At 65.3% G+C, this 19435-nt stretch carries 20 protein-coding genes; 12 read left to right on the forward strand and 8 right to left on the reverse strand.

Annotation, left to right across the window (positions count from 1 at the left end):
• Positions 1–96 precede the first annotated feature (96 nt).
• Entirely contained in the window at positions 97–249 is a 153-nt protein-coding gene (locus tag ACS5PJ_RS00575) for a hypothetical protein (RefSeq protein WP_439433005.1), read from the forward strand.
• Positions 250–261: 12 nt separating this feature from the next.
• Here ACS5PJ_RS00575 and ACS5PJ_RS00580 read toward each other — a convergent pair whose 3' ends face one another.
• Positions 262–489 (reverse strand): hypothetical protein, encoded by a 228-nt coding sequence (locus tag ACS5PJ_RS00580; RefSeq protein ID WP_439433006.1) that lies wholly within the window; start codon positions 487–489, stop codon positions 262–264.
• 146 nt (positions 490–635) lie between these two features.
• On the opposite strand from ACS5PJ_RS00580, the gene ACS5PJ_RS00585 reads away from it, so the two are divergent.
• Positions 636–2729 carry an ATP-binding protein gene (locus ACS5PJ_RS00585; protein WP_439433007.1) on the forward strand — a complete coding sequence of 698 codons (2094 nt, stop codon included), beginning with the start codon at positions 636–638 and terminating at the stop codon, positions 2727–2729.
• 218 nt (positions 2730–2947) lie between these two features.
• Positions 2948–3595 (forward strand): helix-turn-helix transcriptional regulator, encoded by a 648-nt coding sequence (locus tag ACS5PJ_RS00590; protein WP_439433538.1) that lies wholly within the window; start codon positions 2948–2950, stop codon positions 3593–3595.
• Here ACS5PJ_RS00590 and ACS5PJ_RS00595 read toward each other — a convergent pair.
• Complete coding sequence (locus ACS5PJ_RS00595; RefSeq protein ID WP_439433008.1) at positions 3551–4228, reverse strand: alpha/beta hydrolase family protein; 678 nt, start codon at positions 4226–4228, stop codon at positions 3551–3553. The two genes, ACS5PJ_RS00590 and ACS5PJ_RS00595, sit on opposite strands and share 45 nt — an antisense overlap.
• A gap of 79 nt (positions 4229–4307) precedes the next feature.
• On the opposite strand from ACS5PJ_RS00595, the gene ligD reads away from it, so the two are divergent.
• Positions 4308–5330 carry a non-homologous end-joining DNA ligase gene (ligD, locus tag ACS5PJ_RS00600; protein ID WP_439433009.1) on the forward strand — a complete coding sequence of 341 codons (1023 nt, stop codon included), beginning with the start codon at positions 4308–4310 and terminating at the stop codon, positions 5328–5330.
• A 6-nt stretch (positions 5331–5336) separates the two neighbouring features.
• Here the strand turns inward: ligD and ACS5PJ_RS00605 are convergent, their stop codons facing one another.
• Entirely contained in the window at positions 5337–5957 is a 621-nt protein-coding gene (locus ACS5PJ_RS00605; RefSeq protein ID WP_354148542.1) for an L-threonylcarbamoyladenylate synthase, read from the reverse strand.
• 101 nt (positions 5958–6058) lie between these two features.
• Between ACS5PJ_RS00605 and ACS5PJ_RS00610 the strand changes: the two genes are divergently transcribed.
• On the forward strand, positions 6059–6493 hold the full coding sequence (locus ACS5PJ_RS00610) for a VOC family protein (RefSeq protein ID WP_439433010.1): 435 nt from the start codon (positions 6059–6061) through the stop codon (positions 6491–6493).
• A 432-nt stretch (positions 6494–6925) separates the two neighbouring features.
• On the opposite strand, the gene ACS5PJ_RS00615 is transcribed toward ACS5PJ_RS00610, so the two are convergent.
• From ACS5PJ_RS00615 to ACS5PJ_RS00630, 4 genes are all read right to left on the reverse strand, one after another.
• On the reverse strand, positions 6926–7681 hold the full coding sequence (locus ACS5PJ_RS00615; RefSeq protein ID WP_439433011.1) for a maleylpyruvate isomerase family mycothiol-dependent enzyme: 756 nt from the start codon (positions 7679–7681) through the stop codon (positions 6926–6928).
• On the reverse strand, positions 7681–8514 hold the full coding sequence (locus ACS5PJ_RS00620; RefSeq protein WP_439433012.1) for a fumarylacetoacetate hydrolase family protein: 834 nt from the start codon (positions 8512–8514) through the stop codon (positions 7681–7683). Before ACS5PJ_RS00620 ends, ACS5PJ_RS00615 begins: the two co-directional genes overlap by 1 nt.
• The gene (locus ACS5PJ_RS00625) at positions 8511–9644 is read right to left on the reverse strand and encodes a cupin domain-containing protein (protein ID WP_439433013.1); all 1134 of its coding nucleotides are present in this window, start codon (positions 9642–9644) and stop codon (positions 8511–8513) included. The genes ACS5PJ_RS00620 and ACS5PJ_RS00625 overlap by 4 nt, the downstream gene beginning before the upstream one ends.
• A gap of 117 nt (positions 9645–9761) precedes the next feature.
• Complete coding sequence (locus ACS5PJ_RS00630; protein ID WP_439433539.1) at positions 9762–10544, reverse strand: IclR family transcriptional regulator; 783 nt, start codon at positions 10542–10544, stop codon at positions 9762–9764.
• A gap of 123 nt (positions 10545–10667) precedes the next feature.
• Here ACS5PJ_RS00630 and ACS5PJ_RS00635 point away from each other — a divergent pair, with 123 nt between their 5' ends.
• The 6 genes from ACS5PJ_RS00635 (at position 10668) to ACS5PJ_RS00660 (ending at position 16091) form a co-directional block, all read left to right on the forward strand.
• A complete protein-coding gene (locus ACS5PJ_RS00635) occupies positions 10668–12056 on the forward strand; it encodes an MFS transporter (protein WP_439433014.1) in 1389 nt (462 codons plus the stop codon).
• Positions 12049–13296 (forward strand): FAD-dependent oxidoreductase, encoded by a 1248-nt coding sequence (locus ACS5PJ_RS00640; protein ID WP_439433015.1) that lies wholly within the window; start codon positions 12049–12051, stop codon positions 13294–13296. Before ACS5PJ_RS00635 ends, ACS5PJ_RS00640 begins: the two co-directional genes overlap by 8 nt.
• 118 nt (positions 13297–13414) lie before the next feature.
• Positions 13415–13924: an HAD domain-containing protein gene (locus ACS5PJ_RS00645; RefSeq protein WP_439433016.1), complete on the forward strand. Its 510-nt coding sequence runs from the start codon at positions 13415–13417 to the stop codon at positions 13922–13924.
• A 150-nt stretch (positions 13925–14074) separates the two neighbouring features.
• Positions 14075–15292 carry an inorganic phosphate transporter gene (locus ACS5PJ_RS00650; protein ID WP_439433017.1) on the forward strand — a complete coding sequence of 406 codons (1218 nt, stop codon included), beginning with the start codon at positions 14075–14077 and terminating at the stop codon, positions 15290–15292.
• Complete coding sequence (locus tag ACS5PJ_RS00655; protein WP_439433018.1) at positions 15289–15510, forward strand: hypothetical protein; 222 nt, start codon at positions 15289–15291, stop codon at positions 15508–15510. Before ACS5PJ_RS00650 ends, ACS5PJ_RS00655 begins: the two co-directional genes overlap by 4 nt.
• Positions 15511–15533: 23 nt before the next feature.
• A complete protein-coding gene (locus ACS5PJ_RS00660) occupies positions 15534–16091 on the forward strand; it encodes a dihydrofolate reductase family protein (RefSeq protein WP_439433019.1) in 558 nt (185 codons plus the stop codon).
• Positions 16092–16097: 6 nt separating this feature from the next.
• Here ACS5PJ_RS00660 and ACS5PJ_RS00665 read toward each other — a convergent pair whose 3' ends face one another.
• Complete coding sequence (locus ACS5PJ_RS00665) at positions 16098–16577, reverse strand: hotdog fold thioesterase (RefSeq protein WP_439433020.1); 480 nt, start codon at positions 16575–16577, stop codon at positions 16098–16100.
• A 214-nt stretch (positions 16578–16791) separates the two neighbouring features.
• Here ACS5PJ_RS00665 and polA point away from each other — a divergent pair, with 214 nt between their 5' ends.
• Positions 16792–19434, forward strand: a complete 2643-nt coding sequence (gene polA, locus ACS5PJ_RS00670) for a DNA polymerase I (protein WP_439433540.1) — start codon at positions 16792–16794, stop codon at positions 19432–19434.
• Position 19435: the final 1 nt, after the last annotated feature.

A 19435-nucleotide genomic window follows, 5' to 3' on the forward strand; every position in this document is an offset into this window, starting at 1 on the left:
GGCCGAAACGTTACGTCGACGCATTGAAACATGCCGCGGATAGGCTCATGACTACGTGGACGACGTGGTCCATACCCGACACGAAAGGACGCAACGATGTTGCTTTTGAGTAGCCTGAACCTCCTGCTGGACGCCCGCCGGAGCGATGACAGCCATGCGCACACCGGCGGGAACGGCAAGACCGGATTCCCCAACGGACAGCTGACCTCCACCGCTTGGGAAGGCTGGTGGCACGACGACGCCGCGTAGCCGGCCGGGTGCTTACTGCTCAGGAATCCAGTACGGCGCCGACACTCCTGCGCCGGTGAGGTTGTCGCAGCGGACCAGTTGCGTTTCGAGCCTGGTCAGCAGGCAGTCCTCGAAACGTGGACCCTCGTAGGGGATCAGGGTGTCAGTTCCGGCGCCCGCGCTGGCCGCGGGTGCGAGAGCGAGAACGAGAAGCGTCAGTACCAGTCCTGACTGGTGCGACGGATTGAATGGCCTGGACATGGCGGGTTCCTTAGGAAGTATTTTTTCTCTGGCAACTCCACTTTCGGTCCGCAGCACCTGCCGGCACATCCGGGGTCCCCCCTTAAGAACGTCCAGGCCACCCTCAGATCTGTACCTCGGCGACCCGGCGGTGGCAAGCTGGATTCGTGGCGAAACCGTGGGATGCCGCTGGACCTGAACTGGTCGGACGGGAAGCTGAGCTGGCTCAACTGAACGAGGCCATAAAGACCGTCTGCGCCGGCACCCCGCAGACGCTGATCATCTCCGGGGACGCCGGCGTCGGCAAAACAGCACTCGTCACCGCAGCCATTGCCGCTTCTCCGCCGGAGGCCCTCATCCTCAGCGGAAGGGCCCTGCCCTTGGCCACTGTGGACGTTCCGTTCCTCGCCCTGGGTTCCGCGTTCCGAGGTGTGGCGGCCGCCGGTTCGGCCCTGACCCTTCCGGTACCTCAACTTTCCGGTGACGCCCGGCCGGACGTGGTGGTGCGGATTGATGAATGGCTCACCGCGCAGTGCCGGCTCAGGCCAGTGATCCTGTTGATTGACGATCTGCACTGGGCGGACCAAAGCACGCTCGACGCACTGATGTACGTCGTGGCTGGTCCCGGCGAAAGGCCTCTGGGGATCATCGGGACCTCGCGCACGGACGAAGTCCGCCCTGGAGGTGCCCTGCACCAGTGGCTGGCTGACATCCGGCGGTTGCCCCGGGTGGCCCTGCACCGGCTGGGGCCGTTGGACAGGCCGGACACGGAAGCCCAGCTCCACGGGCTCCTGGGAGCTCCACCGCATCAGTCACTGGTCAACGAAGTCTTCACCCGCTCGGCCGGAAATCCTTACCTCAACCTGCTGCTGGTCGAGGGGCTGAGCGCAGGCGTCCGGCACCTGCCTGCAGGCTTCCCGCCCGACCTGAAGTCTGCCGTCCTGCGGTCCTGGCGCGGATTGTCGCCCGGAGCCCGACAGCTCACACAGATCATGGCACTGGGCGGGAGAGCGGCCACTGCCGGAGAACTGCGCGCCGTTGCCGGATCGGTCAACCGGGGTGGTTTCCTGAAGATGCTGAACTCAGCAATGGAAGCAGGCCTGGTGGACCTGGCTCCTGACGGAAAATACTGGTTTCACCACCCCCTCATCGCCGAGGCGTTGGCGCAGCACCTGGATGGAAGCGAAAGACGACGGTGGCATGCGGCTTTTGCGGCGGTTTACGAACGGAAGTTCGACGGCGGTGCCCGGCCGGGCGCCGCTGACGCCGTAGCCCTCGCCGATCACCACTATGAGGCGGACCATCCAGCCGTCGCGTACCGGTGGGCGCTCACAGCCGCAGAAATGGCCGCTGCGGAGGGCGCCCTTAGCGAGGTCCTGAGGCTCCTGCGCCGTGCCGTCCACCTACGGGGCGCACTTCCAGGCGTTCCGGAACGGCCGCGTGACCTGTGGGACAGGATCCGCGCGGCCGCCAGGGAGGCCGGGGCCCTGACTACCGAGCTGGACGCCATCGAGGCCTTGCTGGCGGCCACCGACGTGGCGGCGGAACCACTCGAAGTGTCTCATCTGATGGTTCGCCGCATGCACCTGCAGCTCTCCACCGGACGGGCCTTCTTTCCGATGGCGGACATCCGGGAGGCGGTCCGCCTGTCCTCAGCAGTGCCGGACAGCTGGCAGCACGCAATGGCCCTGGCCGAGCTGGCGCACGCGGGTATGTGGCACGGCGAAAGGGACGCTGAAGATGCAGCCCAGGAAGCACTAGCGCGGGCCCGGGAGTGCGGGGACCACCGGGCCCTGTCGTACGCACTGACCGCCGCGGCCATCACCGAACTTGAGGCCGGGCGCTCCCCGGCTGCACTGTCCCTGGCAGCGGAGGGCGCTGCGGAGGCAATGCGGGCACGTGATTTCTGGGGATACCTGCATGCCACGTACTGGACAGGCAACGCCCGCGACCCCTGGACCAGTGCAGGGTACGCGGACCTCCTGCGCCGTGGAAGGGAGGAAATGATGGCGAAGGGAGCACCCCACTCCTATATCTCGAAGGTGGCGGCGGACGAAGCTGCCAGCTATCTGGCCATCGGTGAACCACTGCGGTGCCGCGCTGCGCTGAGGATCGCACTAAGCTTTGATCCGGCCCGATGGGGGACGTCAGTGCCCGGCTCACGGCCGCCCGGCTGGCACAACTGCAGGGCCGGAACGATGAGGCCGCGGTCCACCTTGACCGGGCCGGCGAACTGTACCAGGAGAGCTCCGCCTACCTGAATCTGGATTTTGATGCCATCCGTGCCGAGGCTTACGTTGGCGCGGGGCGCCTTGAAGAAGCCCTTGACGCTGCGATGAGCGGGGCCACCAGCCCGGGGCCGCCGCCCACCATGTGTGAGTGGCTGCTGCCCCTGGCAGCCCGCGCCCTCGCAGACCAGGTGCAGCGCGCAAAAGACCGTGGCGATCCGAGTGCGGACCTGCTTGTCCGCGCAAAGGAAATGGAGCAGCGTTTCCCGGGAATTCTTCACGAATCCCATAACCAGTCGGAGCTCTACGATCGGCAGATCGCTGCCTTCGAATTGCTTTACGCCGCAGAGTTGGGGCGGGTCCGGAACGAGGCAGCCAATGCCGCCCAGTGGGTCAGGACAGCGGACGCCTTCCGGACGGCGCTGCTGCCGTGGGAGGAAGCCTACGCCTGCAGGCGGGCTGTGGAGGCGCTGCTTTTTCACGGCCACCACCCAGGTCCGGAGGCAGCTGAACTGCTCCGCCGCGGGCTTGCTCTCGCCGCGGAGCTGGATGCCGCTCCGCTACGGAACGCGCTCGAGCCACTGGCCCTCCAGGCAAGGATTCCGGTCTCTCCTGTGGCCGCAGCCGATGGTGGTCCGGGGCTCCAGCTGCCCGGCCTCACGCCTCGGGAGCTCGAAATTCTGGAGTACGTCATGGCTGGCAGGACATACGGTGAAATTGCCCGTCACCTCACCATCAGCGAGAAGACCGTCAGCTCCCATATTTCCAACCTGCTGCGGAAGACCGGCGCCGCCAACAGAACGGATCTGGCGCGATTGGCATCAGCGTCGCGTTCAGTTCCGGAGAGGCACCGGTCAGGCGTGGCTGCGGATGAACTCCACCACCGCTGGAGCCAGTGAAGCTCCGATCTCCGCGGCGGCGCGCTTGCTCCCCGCCACGGCAAAGGAGTGGTCACCGCCGTCGATCCACTCGAGGACACTGGTCGGGCCGATCCGGGCGACCACACCCTCGAGGAGTTCCCGGGTGGCGAAGGTGTCCCGCGTCCCCTGGAGGAACAGCATAGGCAGTTCCAGTCCGTACAGGTGCTCATCCCGGATCTTCTCGGGCTTTCCCGGCGGGTGCAGAGGGTAGCCGAGATAAATCAGGCCTGCAGCTTCCATCCCCTCCGCTACGGCCATGGACGCCATCCGGCCGCCGAACGACTTGCCTGCCGCCCACACCGGTCCGCCGTCGCCGTGCGCTGATTCCTGGCGCAAGGCCGTCTCCATGGCCGCACGCCACGTGGCGATCGCCAGGGGTGGACGGTCCGGAAACTTCCGTCCGGCTTCGCGGTAGGGGAAGTTGAAGCGCAAGGTGGCAACGCCGTCGTCGTTGAGCGCGCGGGTGAACCCGGCCATGAACGGGTGGTCCATGCCGGCGCCGGCACCGTGGGCCAGAACGAGCGTGGCAACGGGGCTCTCCGGGCGGGCGTATATGCCCGAGACCTCGAGATCGCCGACGGTGATGGTGACAGGCGTTTCAGCTACGGGCATACGTCCATGATGCCCGATCGGCGCCGGCCACTGCGGCATGCCTGCTGACTCGGCGTCCCCGGCGGGGTAGGTTGTCCCCATGGCGAGCGAACAGACAACCCTCACTGTCCCAGGACCCCACGGCGAACGTGAAATGCGCATCTCCAGCCCCAGCAGAGTCATGTGGCCGGATCTCGGCCTGACCAAACTGGACCTTGCCAGGTACATGGTGGATGTTGGTGCGGCATTTATCGCCGCGAACGGTGACAGGCCGGTTGCCCTCCAGCGGTACTCGGACACCATCGAGGGCGAGCAGTTCTTCTCCAAGAACCCGCCCAAGGGAACCCCGGAGTTCGTCCGCTCCGTGAAAGTGACCTTTCCGAGTGCGCGCTCGCACCCCATGCTGGTCCTCGACGAACCCGCAGCGGCCGTCTGGGCCGTGCAGATGAACACCGTGGTCTTCCATCCGTGGCCCTCCAGGGCCGGGAACACCGACAACCCGGACCAGCTCAGGATCGACCTGGACCCCCAGCCGGGCACCGACTTCGACGACGCCGTCCCGGCCGCGCTGGCCTTGAAGGAAGTGCTGGCCGAGGCAGGGCTGGAGTGCTTCATCAAGACCTCGGGCAACCGCGGGCTGCATGTGTATGCGCCCGTAGAGCCGGCCCGCGAGTTCCTGGATGTCCGCCACGCCGTGATCGCTGCCGCCCGCGAGCTGGAGCGGCGGATGCCGGACAAGGTCACCACCGCCTGGTGGAAGGAGGAACGGGGCGAGCGGGTGTTCCTGGACTTCAACCAGGCCAACCGCGACAGGACCATCGCCGGCGCCTACAGCCCGCGGGCGCTTGCCCATGCCCCTGTGTCCTGCCCCATCAGCTGGGACGAACTGGGCAGCGCGGACCCGAAAAACTTCACCATCCTGACGGTCCCGGAGCGGCTGAAAACCGTCGGCGACCCCTGGGCGGACATGGGTGCCCGCCCAGGAACCATTGACGTGCTTTTGGCCTGGTGGGAACGCGACCTCAAAGCCGGGCTGGGGGAGCTGCCCTTCCCGCCGGACTATCCCAAAATGCCCGGCGAGCCATCCCGGGTACAGCCCAGCCGGGCCCGGAAGCCGGACTGAGTCGGTCTATTCGAAGCGGGAGGGATCCCCGGTGCCGCGCCGGACCACCTCGGCAACTCCGGAAGAAAAGTCGATGACGGTGGTGGGCTCTGCCCCGCAGTCGCCCGAATCGATGACCGCGTCAACCTCGTGGTCCAGCCGTTCCTTGATTTCCCAGCCCTGGGTCAGCGGGTCTTCCTCGTCGGGGAGCAGCAGGGTGCTGGAGAGCAGGGGCTCGCCCAGCTCGGCCAACAGTGCCTGGACCACGCGGTTGTCCGGTATGCGAACGCCCACTGTCTTCTTTTTCGGGTGCAGCAGCCTGCGCGGAACTTCCTTGGTGGCCGGCAGGATGAACGTGTAGCTTCCCGGGGTGACGGCCTTGATGCTGCGGAAGACATCGTTGCCGATGTTTACGAACTGGCCCAGCTGGGCGAAATCCTTGCACACCAGCGTGAAGTGGTGTTTGTTGTCCAGCTTGCGGATGCTCCGGATCCGGTCCAGGGCGTCCTTGTTTCCCATCTGCGCCCCCAGCGCGTAACAGGAGTCTGTGGGGTAGGCGATCAGCCCGCCGTCGAGCACGATGCGCACTGCCTGCGAGATGGCGCGCGGCTGGGGATCCTCGGGATGAACGTCAAAGTATCTGGCCATTCCCTGAGCCTACGGCCAAACCCCTATCAACGGCGGCCGGTTTCGGGCAGGATGTTGACTGTTCCTTTACGATTCCATTCAGAACATCAAGGAGACAGGCCATGCCAACGACGCTCAACCCCTACCTTGGCTTCCGCGACAACGCCCGGGAGGCGCTGACTTTCTACCAGTCCGTATTCGGCGGCGACCTGGCGCTGAGCACGTTCGGAGAGTTCCAGGCCAGCGAAGACCCGGCCGAAGCGGACAAGATCATGCACGGCATGCTGACATCCCCCAACGGCCTGGTCCTGATGGGGGCGGACACACCCAATTCCATGGAAGCTTCGACCGGAAGTTCGATCTCCATCTCGCTGAGCGGTGACGACGAAGCAGAACTGCGCGGCTACTGGGACAAGCTCTCGGGCGACGGCGGCACGGTCACGGTACCGTTGGAGCCGGCGCCGTGGGGCGACATCTTCGGCATGTGCACCGACCGGTTCGGGACCGCCTGGCTGGTCAACATCAACGGCGCTGCCCAGGCGGCTCCTGCCACGTAGAATCCCCGGGCAGCCCCAGTGCCAATGCAGCGTACCCGGCCGGAACAGCCGCCTGATCACCCGGTGGCGCCGGCCGGCAATGGTGACGTCAGCCTGGCTGGCCGCCGTCGGAGGGCGCCACCATGCGCCCTCGGCCGGCCACCCGCCGTCGGGCAACATCTTTTTAACCCAGAGCGGGTCGATAGGCCGGCCCGTGGAATTGGACTTGAAAAGCCGGTGCTGCAGGAACAGTTCGGCTGACCGCCCTGCGGCGATCCGAGCCGGCTGCACACGTAGAGGGCGTTGCCTTCCTGCGACGCACCGCGGCATACAAACAAGGAAGACCACCTCGGCTGAGGTGGTCTTCCTTGTCAGTCTCCAGGCTTGTTCCCGTTCAGGCCATGGCCGGCCGTGTCCGGATCAGGCGCTGCAGACCAGGTCCATTGCTGCAGTTCAGATCCATTTCGGGGCTGCCGGGACGGTGTCCAGGGCTGCTCCGTTTTGGCTGGCAGTGACGCCGCCGGTGCCCCGTCCGGTCGCCCAGCGGGCCACGCCGGCAAGGGGGCCCGAAATCACCACCGGCGCTTCCGCGCCGGCGTCGCCGAATTCCTGCAGCTGCTGGCCCGTGACCCTGACCAGCAGCCCGGTGTCTGTTCCGCGGGTTGCCCAGGCGGACGTGATGTCCTGGAGCAGGCGGGACAGGACCGGGACCGGGATATCGGCGAACGAGGCTCCGTTGTCCAGGTCAACTGCGTGGGTCCAGACTTCCCGGGTGCGCATCCAGACGGTTTCCTCGGCCGGGACGGTGCGGCCCTGGGCGGTTTTGACTTTGTGGTGCCAGGCGTCGGCCGGCAGGTCGCGCCATTCGACGTTCAGGTGCACCGCGGAGTGGTCAAAAAGGTGCCGCAACGCAATCGGCGGCAGCGAGGCCCCGAAATTGATCTCGTGGTCCCTGATCTCCGTGGAGGCATACATGGGTGTTTCCACGCCGGTGGCCGCCCACTCGATGAGCCGCGCGATGGCCCGCGCGTTGTAGCCGATATGGGCGGTCACGTGGCGGCGGGTCCAGCCCGGCAGCAGCGAGGGCCCGTCCAGGGCCGCGTCGGAGAGCTCGTTGAGCTTGCGGGCGAAGAACGCGGTACCACGCCGGGCCTGCAGCAGCGATTCGAGCAGCTGCGGGTCCGTCGTCTGGTCCTGGCGTGCGACCATCAGGATTCCTTGACCACGCGGTTGTTCAGCTGGCCGAGGCCTTCGATGGTGGTGACCAGGATCTGGCCTTCCTGGAGGTAACGCTTGGGATCCTGGGCGTGGCCCACGCCGCCGGGCGTTCCGGTGGCAATCACATCGCCCGGGTTCAGCGTGATGATCGTGGAGATGTAGGACACCAGGAACTCCGGGGTGAAGACCACGTCGTTGGTGGGGGTGGACTGCTGGACCTCACCGTCGACGGCGGTGGTCATGAGGCCGCCGCTGAACTCGTCCTTGGTGACCAGGGCCGGGCCGAACGGGGTGGACTTTTCCCAGGTCTTGCCCTGCAGCCACTGGATGGTGCGGAACTGGTAGTCGCGCATGGACACGTCGTTCAGCACGGCGTACCCGGCGATGTGGTCCGCGGCGTCGGCTTCGGAAATCCGGCGGCCCTTCTTGCCGATGACGACGGCGAGTTCGGACTCCCAGTCCACGGTGTCGGATTCCTGGGGCAGGGCCAGGTCATCGTTGGGCCCGATCAGGGATTCTGCATACTTGGCGAACAGGGTGGGGTATTCGGGGACTTCCCGGCCCATTTCCTTGATGTGGTTGCGGTAGTTGTGGCCCACGCAGATGATCTTGCCCGGCGCCGGAACAACGGCGTCCAGGTCAGCGCCCTCGAGCGGGTGCGTGGTGCCGTTCGCGGCTGCTGCGATGGACTCCCAGGCGGAATCCTTCAGGAGGGCCCCGACGTCGGAGAACCCTTCGATTTCGGTGAGGGTGTCGCCGTCCTGGCGGACAGCCTTGGTTACAGTTTTGTCCCCCTGGGAGAGACGGAGTGTCAGGAGTTTCATGCGTTCTTGCGTCCTTCGGTGTAGGTGCGGTTAAAGTTCAGCCGTTCAAATATGGGGGCGTCGCTGAAGCGGAAGAGGTCAAAGCCGGTCTCAGCCTGCACGGACCATTCGGCCCAGGACGGGACCACAAACAGGTCGCCCTTTTCCAGGGTCCGGGTTTCACCGTTCAGCACCACACTGCCTCGGCCTTCGAAGACCTGCCAGACGCTGGAACCGACCTCGCGGAGCGGCTCGGTGGAGGCCCCGGCCCGTAAACGGTGGAACTCGGCACGGATGGTGGGCATCACGTCCCCACCGGTGGTGGGGTTGGTGAAGCGCACGGCTGCGTGGCCCTGGGACACGGTGGCCGGGTGACCCTCGTCCTCAAGGAGCAGCTGCTCGGTCAGGGCGCGGTCGGTGTATTCCCAGCGGTAGGCCGCGATGGGGGAGCTGGTGGTGTCATCCAGGCCCGACAGCGGACGCAGGCCGGGGTGGGCCCAGAGCCGCTCGGAGCGGGAGATGTCCGGGGTGGCTTCATCGGTGACGCGTTCGGTGCCGAACTCGAAGAACCCGGCGTCGGCGTAGTGCACGAACGGGATGTCCAGCCCGTCGATCCAGGCCATTGGCTCATCGGTGTCATTGTGGTGTCCGTGGAAGTTCCAGCCCGGGGTCAGAAGGAAATCACCGCGGGACATCCGGACGGGGTCACCGTTCACCACGGTCCAGACGCCTTCGCCCTCGACGACGAAGCGGAACGCGTTCTGGGAGTGGCGGTGCTCCGGGGCCGTTTCACGGGCACCGAGGTACTGGATCGCAGCCCACAGGGTGGGCGTGGCGTACGGGGTGTTCCCCAGGCCGGGGTTCGCCAGCGCAATGGCGCGGCGTTCCCCGCCACGGCCCACCGGCACCAGATCGCCTGCGCGCGCCGCGAGCGGGTACAGATCACTCCAGCGCCACACATGCGGCACCGCCTTCGGCGACGGCACCATCGGCATCAGGTCTGCGATTTCAGTCCACAAAGGGATCAGGTTCTCGCGGTCAAAGTCCTGGTACAGCTTTTTGAGCTGTGCAGCCTCTTCAGGCGTTGGCTCAGGAAGAGCCTGCCCCGCGGCCACGGATTCATGGGTCGTGTTCTCGGCGCTGATGGACACGTCGGCCTCCTTCTATAAGTGGAACAATTTTTGGCGTAGTGCGACTCTACGGACGCACCCCGTGTGACGCCCAACATATTCTGCTCAACAGAATTCCCCTCCGCGATCCAGCCCTGCTCAGTCGGGGTCGGCCGGATTTGCCGCGATATCGATCTCCAGCTGGCGGCAGGTTTCCCGCAGGGCGCCGACGAGGCCGGCGTCGAAGACCTTGCGGAAACGGGTAGCGGGAGTGGCCACGCTGAGGGCCCCCACGACGTGCCCGTGCCGGTTGTGCAGGGCAATCCCCAACGCGCTCACGCCATCCTCCGTACCCTCGAAATTCGCCGCGAAGCCGTTGTACCGGATCGTTTCCAGTTCACGCGGGAAAGCCTGGTAATCGGCGTCCGGAATAGTATCCCCGCCTATTTCGGCATTATTGCTGCGGAAGAGCTGCTCAATCATGTGGGCATCAAGTTCGGCAAGCATTGCCTTGCCCCCTGAGGTCTTGTTGGCCGGCATGACGGTCCCTTGCCGGTCGCCTACGCGCAGCACATTGTTTCCTTCCACGGTGGCCAGGAAGCGCACTTTCGTACCCACCCGGACCATGAGGTTGACTGTTTCGTTAAGTCTCGCGGAGAGGAGTTCCATGTGCGGCTGCGCCAGCGACCGGAGCAGCCTGGACCACGCCAGCCCTGCCGGTCCCACACCCATCGCGGGCCCGGGCACGTAGCGGCGGGTCTCGTCCTGCACGGCGAATCCCCGGTAGACCAGCATGGCCAGGAGGCGGTGAGCGGTTGACGGGGCCACCCCCAGCTCCTCGGCTGCGTCCTTGAGGCGAAGTGTCCCGCCGTCGCGCAGCAGCTGCAGGAGCTGCAGCGCGTTATCTACGGCCTCGATGGAATAGGTCGGCCGCTTCTGCAGGGGCTTTCGGACCGGTTTCGACGTAGGCCTGGAAGATCTGCCGGAGGCAGGCTGAGAGCCGGGATTGTTCTGCACATCAGAATTCTATTGTGGTTCATCTTCGAGGGCCATGACAGTAGTGGGATGAATCACACACTTCCCGCTGCAGTGCCGCAACGGTCCTCGCCGGGGGTCCACACCCCCATTGCCGCTGACGGGCCTGCGTCACGGTTCACCAAAGGTTCGGCTGCGGCCGTCCTTGTCTGCTGGCTCCTGGTGGTCTTCGATGGGTATGACCTCATCGTCTACGGCACGGTCCAGTCCTCCCTGATCTCCGAAACCGGTTGGGGCCTGACCAAGGCCACCGCCGGAACCATTGGTTCGATGGCCTTCGTCGGCATGATGATCGGAGCGATTTTCGCCGGCCGCATGGCTGATTCGTGGGGCCGCCGCCGCACGATCCTCGGCTGCGCGATCGTCTTCTCGGTTTTCACCGTGCTCTGTGCGTTCGCCCCCAACGCCGCCATCTTCGGCGTCCTGCGGCTCCTTGCCGGCGTCGGGCTTGGCGGCCTGGTGCCCTCCGCAAATGCCCTGGTTGCAGAACTGGTTCCCGCCAAATGGCGGTCCCTCATAGCCACCCTCATGATGTCCGGTGTTCCGATCGGCGGATCCATCGCCGCCCTTGTCGGCATCGGGCTGATCCCCGCCTTCGGCTGGGAGGCCATGTTCCTCGTGGCAGTGCTGGCCCTGGTGGTCGTGGTGCCGCTCGGGCTGAAGTACCTCCCCGAAACACTGGCCCCGGTAAGCCCCGCCGGCGAAGCAACGGACAGGGCAGCCGGCAAGGCAGCCCGCAGGGTGGCCAAGAAATCAGCCGCCAAGCCCACTGCAGGGACTGAACCGATCGGATTCTCCTCCTTGCTCCGGGCCCCTTACCTCGGCGTCAGCGTGCTGTTCGCGCTTGCCACGATCGCCACCCTCTTCGCCTGGTACGGATTGGGTACCTGGCTGCCAAACCTCATGCAACTTGCCGGCTACAACCTGGGCTCTGCCCTGACCTTCGCGCTGGCATTGAACCTCGGGGCGGTGGCCGGTTCGGTCATCACTGCCTGGGCCGGAACCCGTTTCGGACCGATGCCTACCGCAATTGCCGCAGCCGCCGTCGCGGCAGGCGCACTGGTGGTCCTCGTCACGGGGCCCTCCGTCACCGTCGTCTACCTGATGCTGGTCCTCGCCGGCGTCGGAACGCACGGCACGCAGTGCCTCATCATCGCCGCCGTCGCGAGCCACTATCCCGGACACCTCCGGGGGACCGCGCTTGGCTGGGCGCTCGGGACGGGCCGCATCGGCGCCGTCGCAGCACCCCAGGTAGGTGGCCTCCTGCTGGCCGCCGGACTGGGTGTCAATTCGAATTTCCTCGCCTTCGCCGGTGCAGCCGCCATTGCCGCGGTCCTGCTGGCCGCCGTGGGCCTCAAACTCAAGTCCAAATCGTCAACCACCCCCTCACCCTCAACATCAGGAGCAAGCAATGTCTGAGTACGCCACGTCCACCGACGTCCTCGTTATCGGAGGAGGAATGGCCGGACTGGCCGGAGCCCTCGCGCTGCGTGAAAACGGTGCCAATGTCACCCTCGTGGAGCGGGCCCCCGAATTCGGCGAGGTCGGCGCGGGCCTGCAGATGGCCCCCAACGCCTCCCGCGTGCTTCAACGCTGGGGCCTGCTGGAGAAGGCACTGGAAATCGGTGTGCAGCCCAAGCACCTGGTCTTCCGCGACGCCGTCACCGGCGAGGAACTGACGCGCCAAACGCTCGGCGGGGAATTCGAGGAGCGCTACGGCGCCCCCTACGTGGTGATCCACCGCAGCGACCTGCACCGGGTCCTGCTCGAGGGCTGTGAGGCGGCCGGCGTCACGCTCGTCAACGATGTCATGGTCCAAAGCGTGGAGACCATCAACGGCCGCGGTGTGGCCCACACGGCTGCCGGCGTGGACTACGAGGCGGACGTCGTGATCGGCGCCGACGGACTCAAGTCCACCCTCCGCCCGCTGGTGGCCAGCGACGAACCTGTCCCTTCCGCGTATGTTGCTTACCGCGGAACGGTACCCATCACCGAAAACACCCCCAAGGCTGACCTCGAGGACGTCATTGTCTACCTCGGCCCCGACTGCCACCTGGTGCAGTACCCGCTGCGGAAGGGCGAGCTGCTGAACACGGTGGCTGTCTTCAAGTCCGCTTCCTTCGAACGCGGCGAGGAGCAGTACGGCGGAGTCGACGAACTCGAGGCAGCGTATAAGGACTGCGTCCCGGCTGTTCAGGAAGCCCTCAAGAACCTGGCCACCGGAATCCGCTGGCCCATGTACGATCGCGATCCGATCGAAAACTGGGTCGCCGGCCGGATGGTGCTGATGGGCGACGCCGCGCACCCGATGCTGCAGTACCTGGCCCAGGGCGCCTGCCAGGCCCTCGAGGACGCGGCCGTCCTTCAGGACGTCAGCAACGGAACCGTCTTCACCGCCGAGGGCGTCAACCCGGAAGCGTGGGACGAAGCCATCGCGGAATTCAACAGCATCCGCGCCGGGCGTACCGCCCGTGTCCAGCGCACCGCCCGCGTCTGGGGCGAGTCATGGCACGTCTCTGGCCTGGCCCGCACACTGCGCAACCTGCTGTTCAAGAGCCGTAAGGACAACGACTTCCAGTACAACGACTGGATCTACGGCAAGGACCAGCCGGGAAGCCCGGCCCTTGCGGGCGCGGCTGCGTCGAAGGCCTCCGTCTAAGGGCTTCAGTCCTTGAGGAGTGGCTGCACGCAATGCAACGATTGATTGCGTGCAGCCACTCCTTTGTTTAACAGCCGGCTACTCCCGCCAGTACCTTCTGACCTGAGGTGAAGCGGCGATGCGGAACGTCACCCTCTATCTGGACGTGGACGGAGTGGTGTGCCCGTTCGGGGCAACCGGAAGGACGCCGTGGGGTTCCCCCTGGCGCCTCGGCAACGCCGGCCTGCTTGAAGTGGCGTATGCCAGGGAGCTTGTTGAGGGGCTGAACGAACTGGCCCGGCTTCCCGGCATCCGCTGCGTTTGGCTGACCAGCTGGGAGGACATGGCGCCTCAGTATCTGTGTCCCGCCATCGGCCTCAATGCCGGGACCTGGCCCTACCTGGCTGCTGAGGCCGGCGGTACCGGCGAAAGCTGGTGGAAACTGCGTGCCATCCAGGCGGACCTTGGCAGGTTCGGAACCGATGCCCTGGTGTGGATCGATGACCAGCTCAATTTTGAGCGGGAGGCGCAGGCATGGGCGCGGATCCTGGGCCGGCGCATCATGATGGTCTCGCCGGATCCCCGGCGTGGCATCTCCCCGGACGAACTGGCAGCAGTGAAATCGTTCCTGGAAGGGCCGGTGTTTTGACCTGCAGCGGCTGGCGCGTACGATCGTTGAGGTTTCGGGCCAATCCGGTAAACATCACCAGTCTCTTCGCGTGAACAACTGATGAACTATGCTGACCGGTGTGGCCGGGCAAGGAACTGCCGAACGTCGACTCTGCAGATTGGGCAACAGTTGGATATCACCTTTATGGTGGCGCTGGTCATTGCACTGGCCCTATTTTTCGACTTTACAAACGGCTTCCATGACACGGCCAACGCGATGGCCACGCCCATCGCCACCGGTGCCATCAAACCCAAGACGGCAGTCACCCTGGCGGCTGTCTTGAACCTGGTCGGCGCCTTCTTGTCCACCGAAGTGGCCAAGACGGTTTCCGGCGGCATCATCAGGGAAGGGTCGGACGGCGTCCAGATCACACCCGAGATCATCTTCGCGGGGTTGATGGGTGCCATCCTCTGGAACATGATCACCTGGCTCAAGGGCCTGCCCTCCAGTTCGTCCCACGCCCTTTTTGGCGGACTCATCGGCGCTGCGATTGCCGGTATCGGGTTCAGCTCGGTGAATCTGGAGACCCTGCTCCAGAAAGTCATCCTCCCCGCCATTTTCGCCCCGCTTATTGCCGGGATAGCCGCCTACATCTGCACCAGGCTCGCCTACGCGCTGACGGCCCGCCACGATCCGGAAACCGGCAGCAAGCTGACCCAGAAGCGAGGCGGGTTCCGGACCGGCCAGATCTTCACCTCCAGCCTCGTGGCACTCGCCCACGGCACCAACGACGCACAGAAGACCATGGGCATCATTACCCTGGTCCTGATTGCCGCCGGCACCCAGGCTCCGGGTTCCGGTCCGCAGCTCTGGGTCATCGCAGCGTGCGCCCTGGCCATTGCCGTCGGCACTTACTCGGGCGGCTGGCGCATCATCCGCACCATGGGATCCGGCCTCACCGAGGTCAAGCCCGCGCAGGGTTTTGCGGCTGAGACCAGCACCGCCTCGGCCATCCTGGCTTCGTCCCACCTCGGCTTCGCCCTCTCCACCACGCAGGTGGCTTCCGGTTCGGTCATCGGGTCAGGCATGGGCCGCAAAGGCACTACCGTTCGCTGGAACATGGTGGGCAGGATCGCCATCGGCTGGCTCTTTACGCTGCCGGCGGCCGGGATCGTCGGGGCACTGACCGCGTTGCTCGTCAAGACCGGCGTCGTCGGCGTGGCGATTGCCGCAGTCGCCGGTACAGCAGCTGTGCTGCTGATGTTCTTCTATTCCAGGAAGTCCCACGTTGGCCACCACAACGCCGTTGAGGTCGAAGAAGCCGGCCAGGCGATCCGTTTCGCCAGGAAGAAAGCACTCGCCCGGGCCCGCGCCAGGGCCGACCAGGAAAAGGATGCCCAGCGATGAAGTGGTTGGAACTCTTGACCGTAGGCGGCGCCACCCTGGTGGCTGCCGTGACTGTTGTGGTCCTGTACTCGCTCGGAGTCCGGCTGACCGCCATCGCCGGTGACGCCCGGCAGTCATCACCGGGGCTCAAGCGTTCGCTGGCATATGTCTGCTTCGGCTTCTGCGGACTAGCCGTACTGTTCGGGCTCTATTTGATCATCCCGTACTTCTCCAAGTAGCCGCCCATGGCTAGGCTGGGTCCATGTCCAGGTTCCAGTACTTTGTCGCCGCATCCCTGGACGGCTTTATTGCCACGTCCGGGGACGATCTTGGCTGGCTGCTGCAGTTCGACGGCTTCGAAGGCGGCAAGGAAAGCTATGACACGTTCATGGCCGACGTCGGCTGCATAGTGATGGGCGGGGAAACCTACGCGTGGCTCATGGAGCACGAGCCCGGCAACTGGCCCTATCCCGACACTCCCTGCTACGTGTTCACCCGGCATGAGCACACCGCTCCCGCCGGCTCGGATATTACCTTCGTGCGCGGAGACGTCCGTGAATTCATCCAGGACTTCAAGGAAAACGCCGCCGGCAGGAACATCTGGGTGGTGGGCGGCGGCAACCTGGCCGCCCAGTTCGCTGACGCCGGCCTCCTGGACGAACTCATCCTCTCCGTCATCCCCGTGGTGCTGGGAGACGGCAAGCGGCTGCTGCCATTGGAAGGTCCGACGCCGCCACTTGAGCTGACAGCGTCCCGCACCATGGGACGGGGCATAGTGGAACTGCGCTACCGACTCAGTGCGGGCGGCAACGCCGCCTGACGGCGCTCAGGCGCCGGCGTCCGGCTCCCGGTTGTCGCGGATCATGTTAGTGATCCGTGCCGTGGACAGCTTGCGGCCGGCCTCATCGGTCATCACCACTTCGTGGGTTGCCAGGGTGCGGCCCAGATGAATGGCGGTACAGGTTCCTGTCACGGTGCCCGAAGCGATTGACCGGTGATGCGTGGCATTGACCTCGATACCCACCGCGTGCCGTCCTTCCCCCGCGTGCATTCCGGCAGAGAACGAGCCCAGAGTCTCGGCCAGCACCACATGCGCTCCTCCATGCAGGATCCCCGCCACCTGGGTGTTGCCCTGGACCGGCATGGTGGCGACCGTGCGCTCAGGGCTCATCTCCAGGAAATGGATGCCCATTTTGACCACCAGGGCGCCAATACCCATCTGGCCCAGCCACTCGTGGAGGTGTTCCGGAATGCCGGCTGTGACCAACTCCTCAGCAAAGGGGCCGGGCGTGAAATTGTCCATCATGCCAACTAGGCTGGCACCTGTGAGTGAAACTACCAAACCGGCCCCTTTTCCGTCCGAATCCGCTGTGCTTGACCGCAGCGACGCCCCGCACGCCGATGCCGCCCTGCAGGACATCACCGTGCCCGCACATTCAGGACGGTCGGTTTCGGCAACGGAGGCTCCCGTCATTCCCTTGACCGACCAGCCCCGGCTGCTCGTGCTGGACGGGCACTCCATGGCGTTCCGCGCCTTCTTCGCCCTCCCGGCGGACAAGTTTTCCACGGCCAACGGTCAACACACCAACGCGATCCACGGCTTCACGTCGATGCTGATCAACCTCATCAAGGAACAGAAGCCCACCCATATCGCCGTCGCCTTCGACGTCTCGGATGAAACCACGCACCGAAAGACCGAGTACAGCGACTACAAGGGTGGCCGCAACGAAACTCCACGGGAGATGAGCGGCCAGATCGACCTGATCGACAAGGTCATGAATGCCTGGGGCATCAAGACCATCAAGATGCCCGGCTATGAGGCCGATGACGTCCTGGCCACCCTCGCCGCCATGGGGGAGAAGGCCGGTTTCGAGGTCCTGCTGGTCACCGGCGACCGCGATGCCTTCCAGCTCATCACGGACAACGTTTTTGTGCTCTACCCCCGGAAGGGTGTCAGCGACATTCCCCGGCTGGATGCTGCTGCCATCCAGGAGAAATACTTTGTCACGCCGGCGCAGTACTCGGACCTCGCAGCTCTCGTGGGGGAGACCTCCGACAACCTTCCAGGTGTCCCGGGCGTCGGCCCCAAGACCGCCGCGAAGTGGATCAACCTCTACGGCGGGCTCGAGGGAGTCCTGGAACACCTGGATAAGATCGGCGGCAAGGTGGGGGACGCCCTCCGCGAAAACGTCGAGGATGTCAAGCGCAACCGGCGGCTGAACCGGCTCCACACCGATCTTGATCTCCCGCTGACGCTGGAGGACCTGGCGGACCCGCGGCCGGACGAGGCCGCGCTGGAGCAGCTGTTCGACGAACTTGAGTTCAAGACCATCAGGGCGCGCCTCTTCGCTCTCTACGGCAGCGAGGACCTGGAACCCGCTGAGCGGGAGAGCGTGGATGTTCCTGACTACCTCACGCCCGCCGACGCCGCGGAGCTGGCTGCCTTTTTCGCAGCCGGCGGCGGGAAACGTTCGGCCGTGGCCGTTGACCTGGTGCCCGGCCGGATCGGCGAAGACGCTGCCGCCCTTGCCATCGTGCGCGGCGATGCAGCGGTGTACATCGACCTCGCAGCCCAGGACGCCGCAGCCGAAAACGTTCTGGCGGACTGGCTGCGGGACAAGGAGATCCCGAAGGTCATGCACGGCTACAAAGCAGCGCTGAAGGCCTTGTCGAGCCGTGGCCTGGGCCTGGAAGGCGTGGTCGATGACACGTCAATTTCCGGATACCTTATTCAGCCGGACCGGCGCACTTATGAACTGGCAGAGCTGGCCCAGCACCACCTGAACGTCAGCATTCCGTCCGAGACCGCCAAGGCGGGCCAGCTTGAGCTGTCGTTCGACGGCGACGACGCCGCCGCCGCCGGCGCGCTGGTCCAGGTGGCTGCCGTCGTGCAGGCCCTGAGCCGATACTTCGATTCCGAACTGGCCGAGCGCCAGGCCGCCGAGCTGCTGGCCACCCTTGAACTCCCTGTCAGCAGAGTCCTGGCTGACATGGAGCTCGCCGGCATCGCCATCGACATGGCCCGGATGGATGAACAGCTCGCCGATCTCGCCAAGGTCATCGACAATGCGCAGGAGCTCGCCTTCGCCGCCATCGGCCATGAGGTCAATCTCGGATCTCCCAAGCAGCTCCAGACCGTCCTCTTCGAGGAACTCCAGCTGCCGAAGACCAAGAAAATCAAGTCCGGCTACACCACCGACGCCGCGTCGCTGAAGAACCTGCTGGAAAAAACCGGCCACGAATTCCTGGTCCAGCTCATGGCCCACCGCGAATCCTCCAAGCTGCGCCAGATGCTCGAATCACTCAAGAAGTCAGTCACCGAAGACGGCCGGATCCACACCACCTATGCGCAGAACGTGGCGGCCACCGGCCGGATCTCCTCCAACAACCCCAACCTGCAGAACATCCCCATCCGCAGCGAGGAAGGACGGCGCGTCCGCGGCATCTTCGTGGTCAGCGAAGGCTATGAGTGCCTGCTGTCAGCGGACTACTCGCAGATCGAAATGCGCATCATGGCCCACCTCTCCGGGGACGCCGGGCTGATCCAGGCGTACAAGGACGGCGAGGACCTCCACCGTTTTGTGGGCTCCAACATCTTCCACGTCCCCACCGACCAGGTGACCAGTGCCATGCGTTCCAAGGTCAAGGCAATGTCCTACGGCCTGGCCTACGGACTGACCTCGTTCGGCCTCTCCAAGCAGCTGGAGATCTCCGTTGACGAGGCACGGACCCTGATGAAGGAATACTTCGACCGTTTCGGTGCCGTCCGCGACTACCTCCGCGGAGTGGTGGACCAAGCCCGGATCGACGGCTACACCGCCACCATCGAAGGGCGCCGCCGGTACCTTCCGGACCTGACCAGCACTGACAGGCAGTTGCGCGAGAACGCCGAGCGGATAGCACTGAACTCGCCCATCCAGGGATCGGCGGCCGACATCATCAAGCGCGCCATGCTCGGTGTGCACTCGGAACTCTCGGCCCAGGGCCTCAAATCGCGCATGCTCCTGCAGGTCCATGACGAACTGGTGCTCGAGGTGGCCGCAGGCGAGCGGGAAGCGGTGGAGACGCTCGTGACCGAGCAGATGGCCGGTGCCGCAGACCTGAGCGTCCCTCTGGAGGTCCAGATCGGTGTGGGCCCGAGCTGGTACGACGCCGGGCACTAGG

It is taken from the genome of Pseudarthrobacter cremeus, assembly GCF_051857465.1.
In the GTDB taxonomy this organism is placed as follows: Bacteria; Actinomycetota; Actinomycetes; order Actinomycetales; family Micrococcaceae; genus Arthrobacter.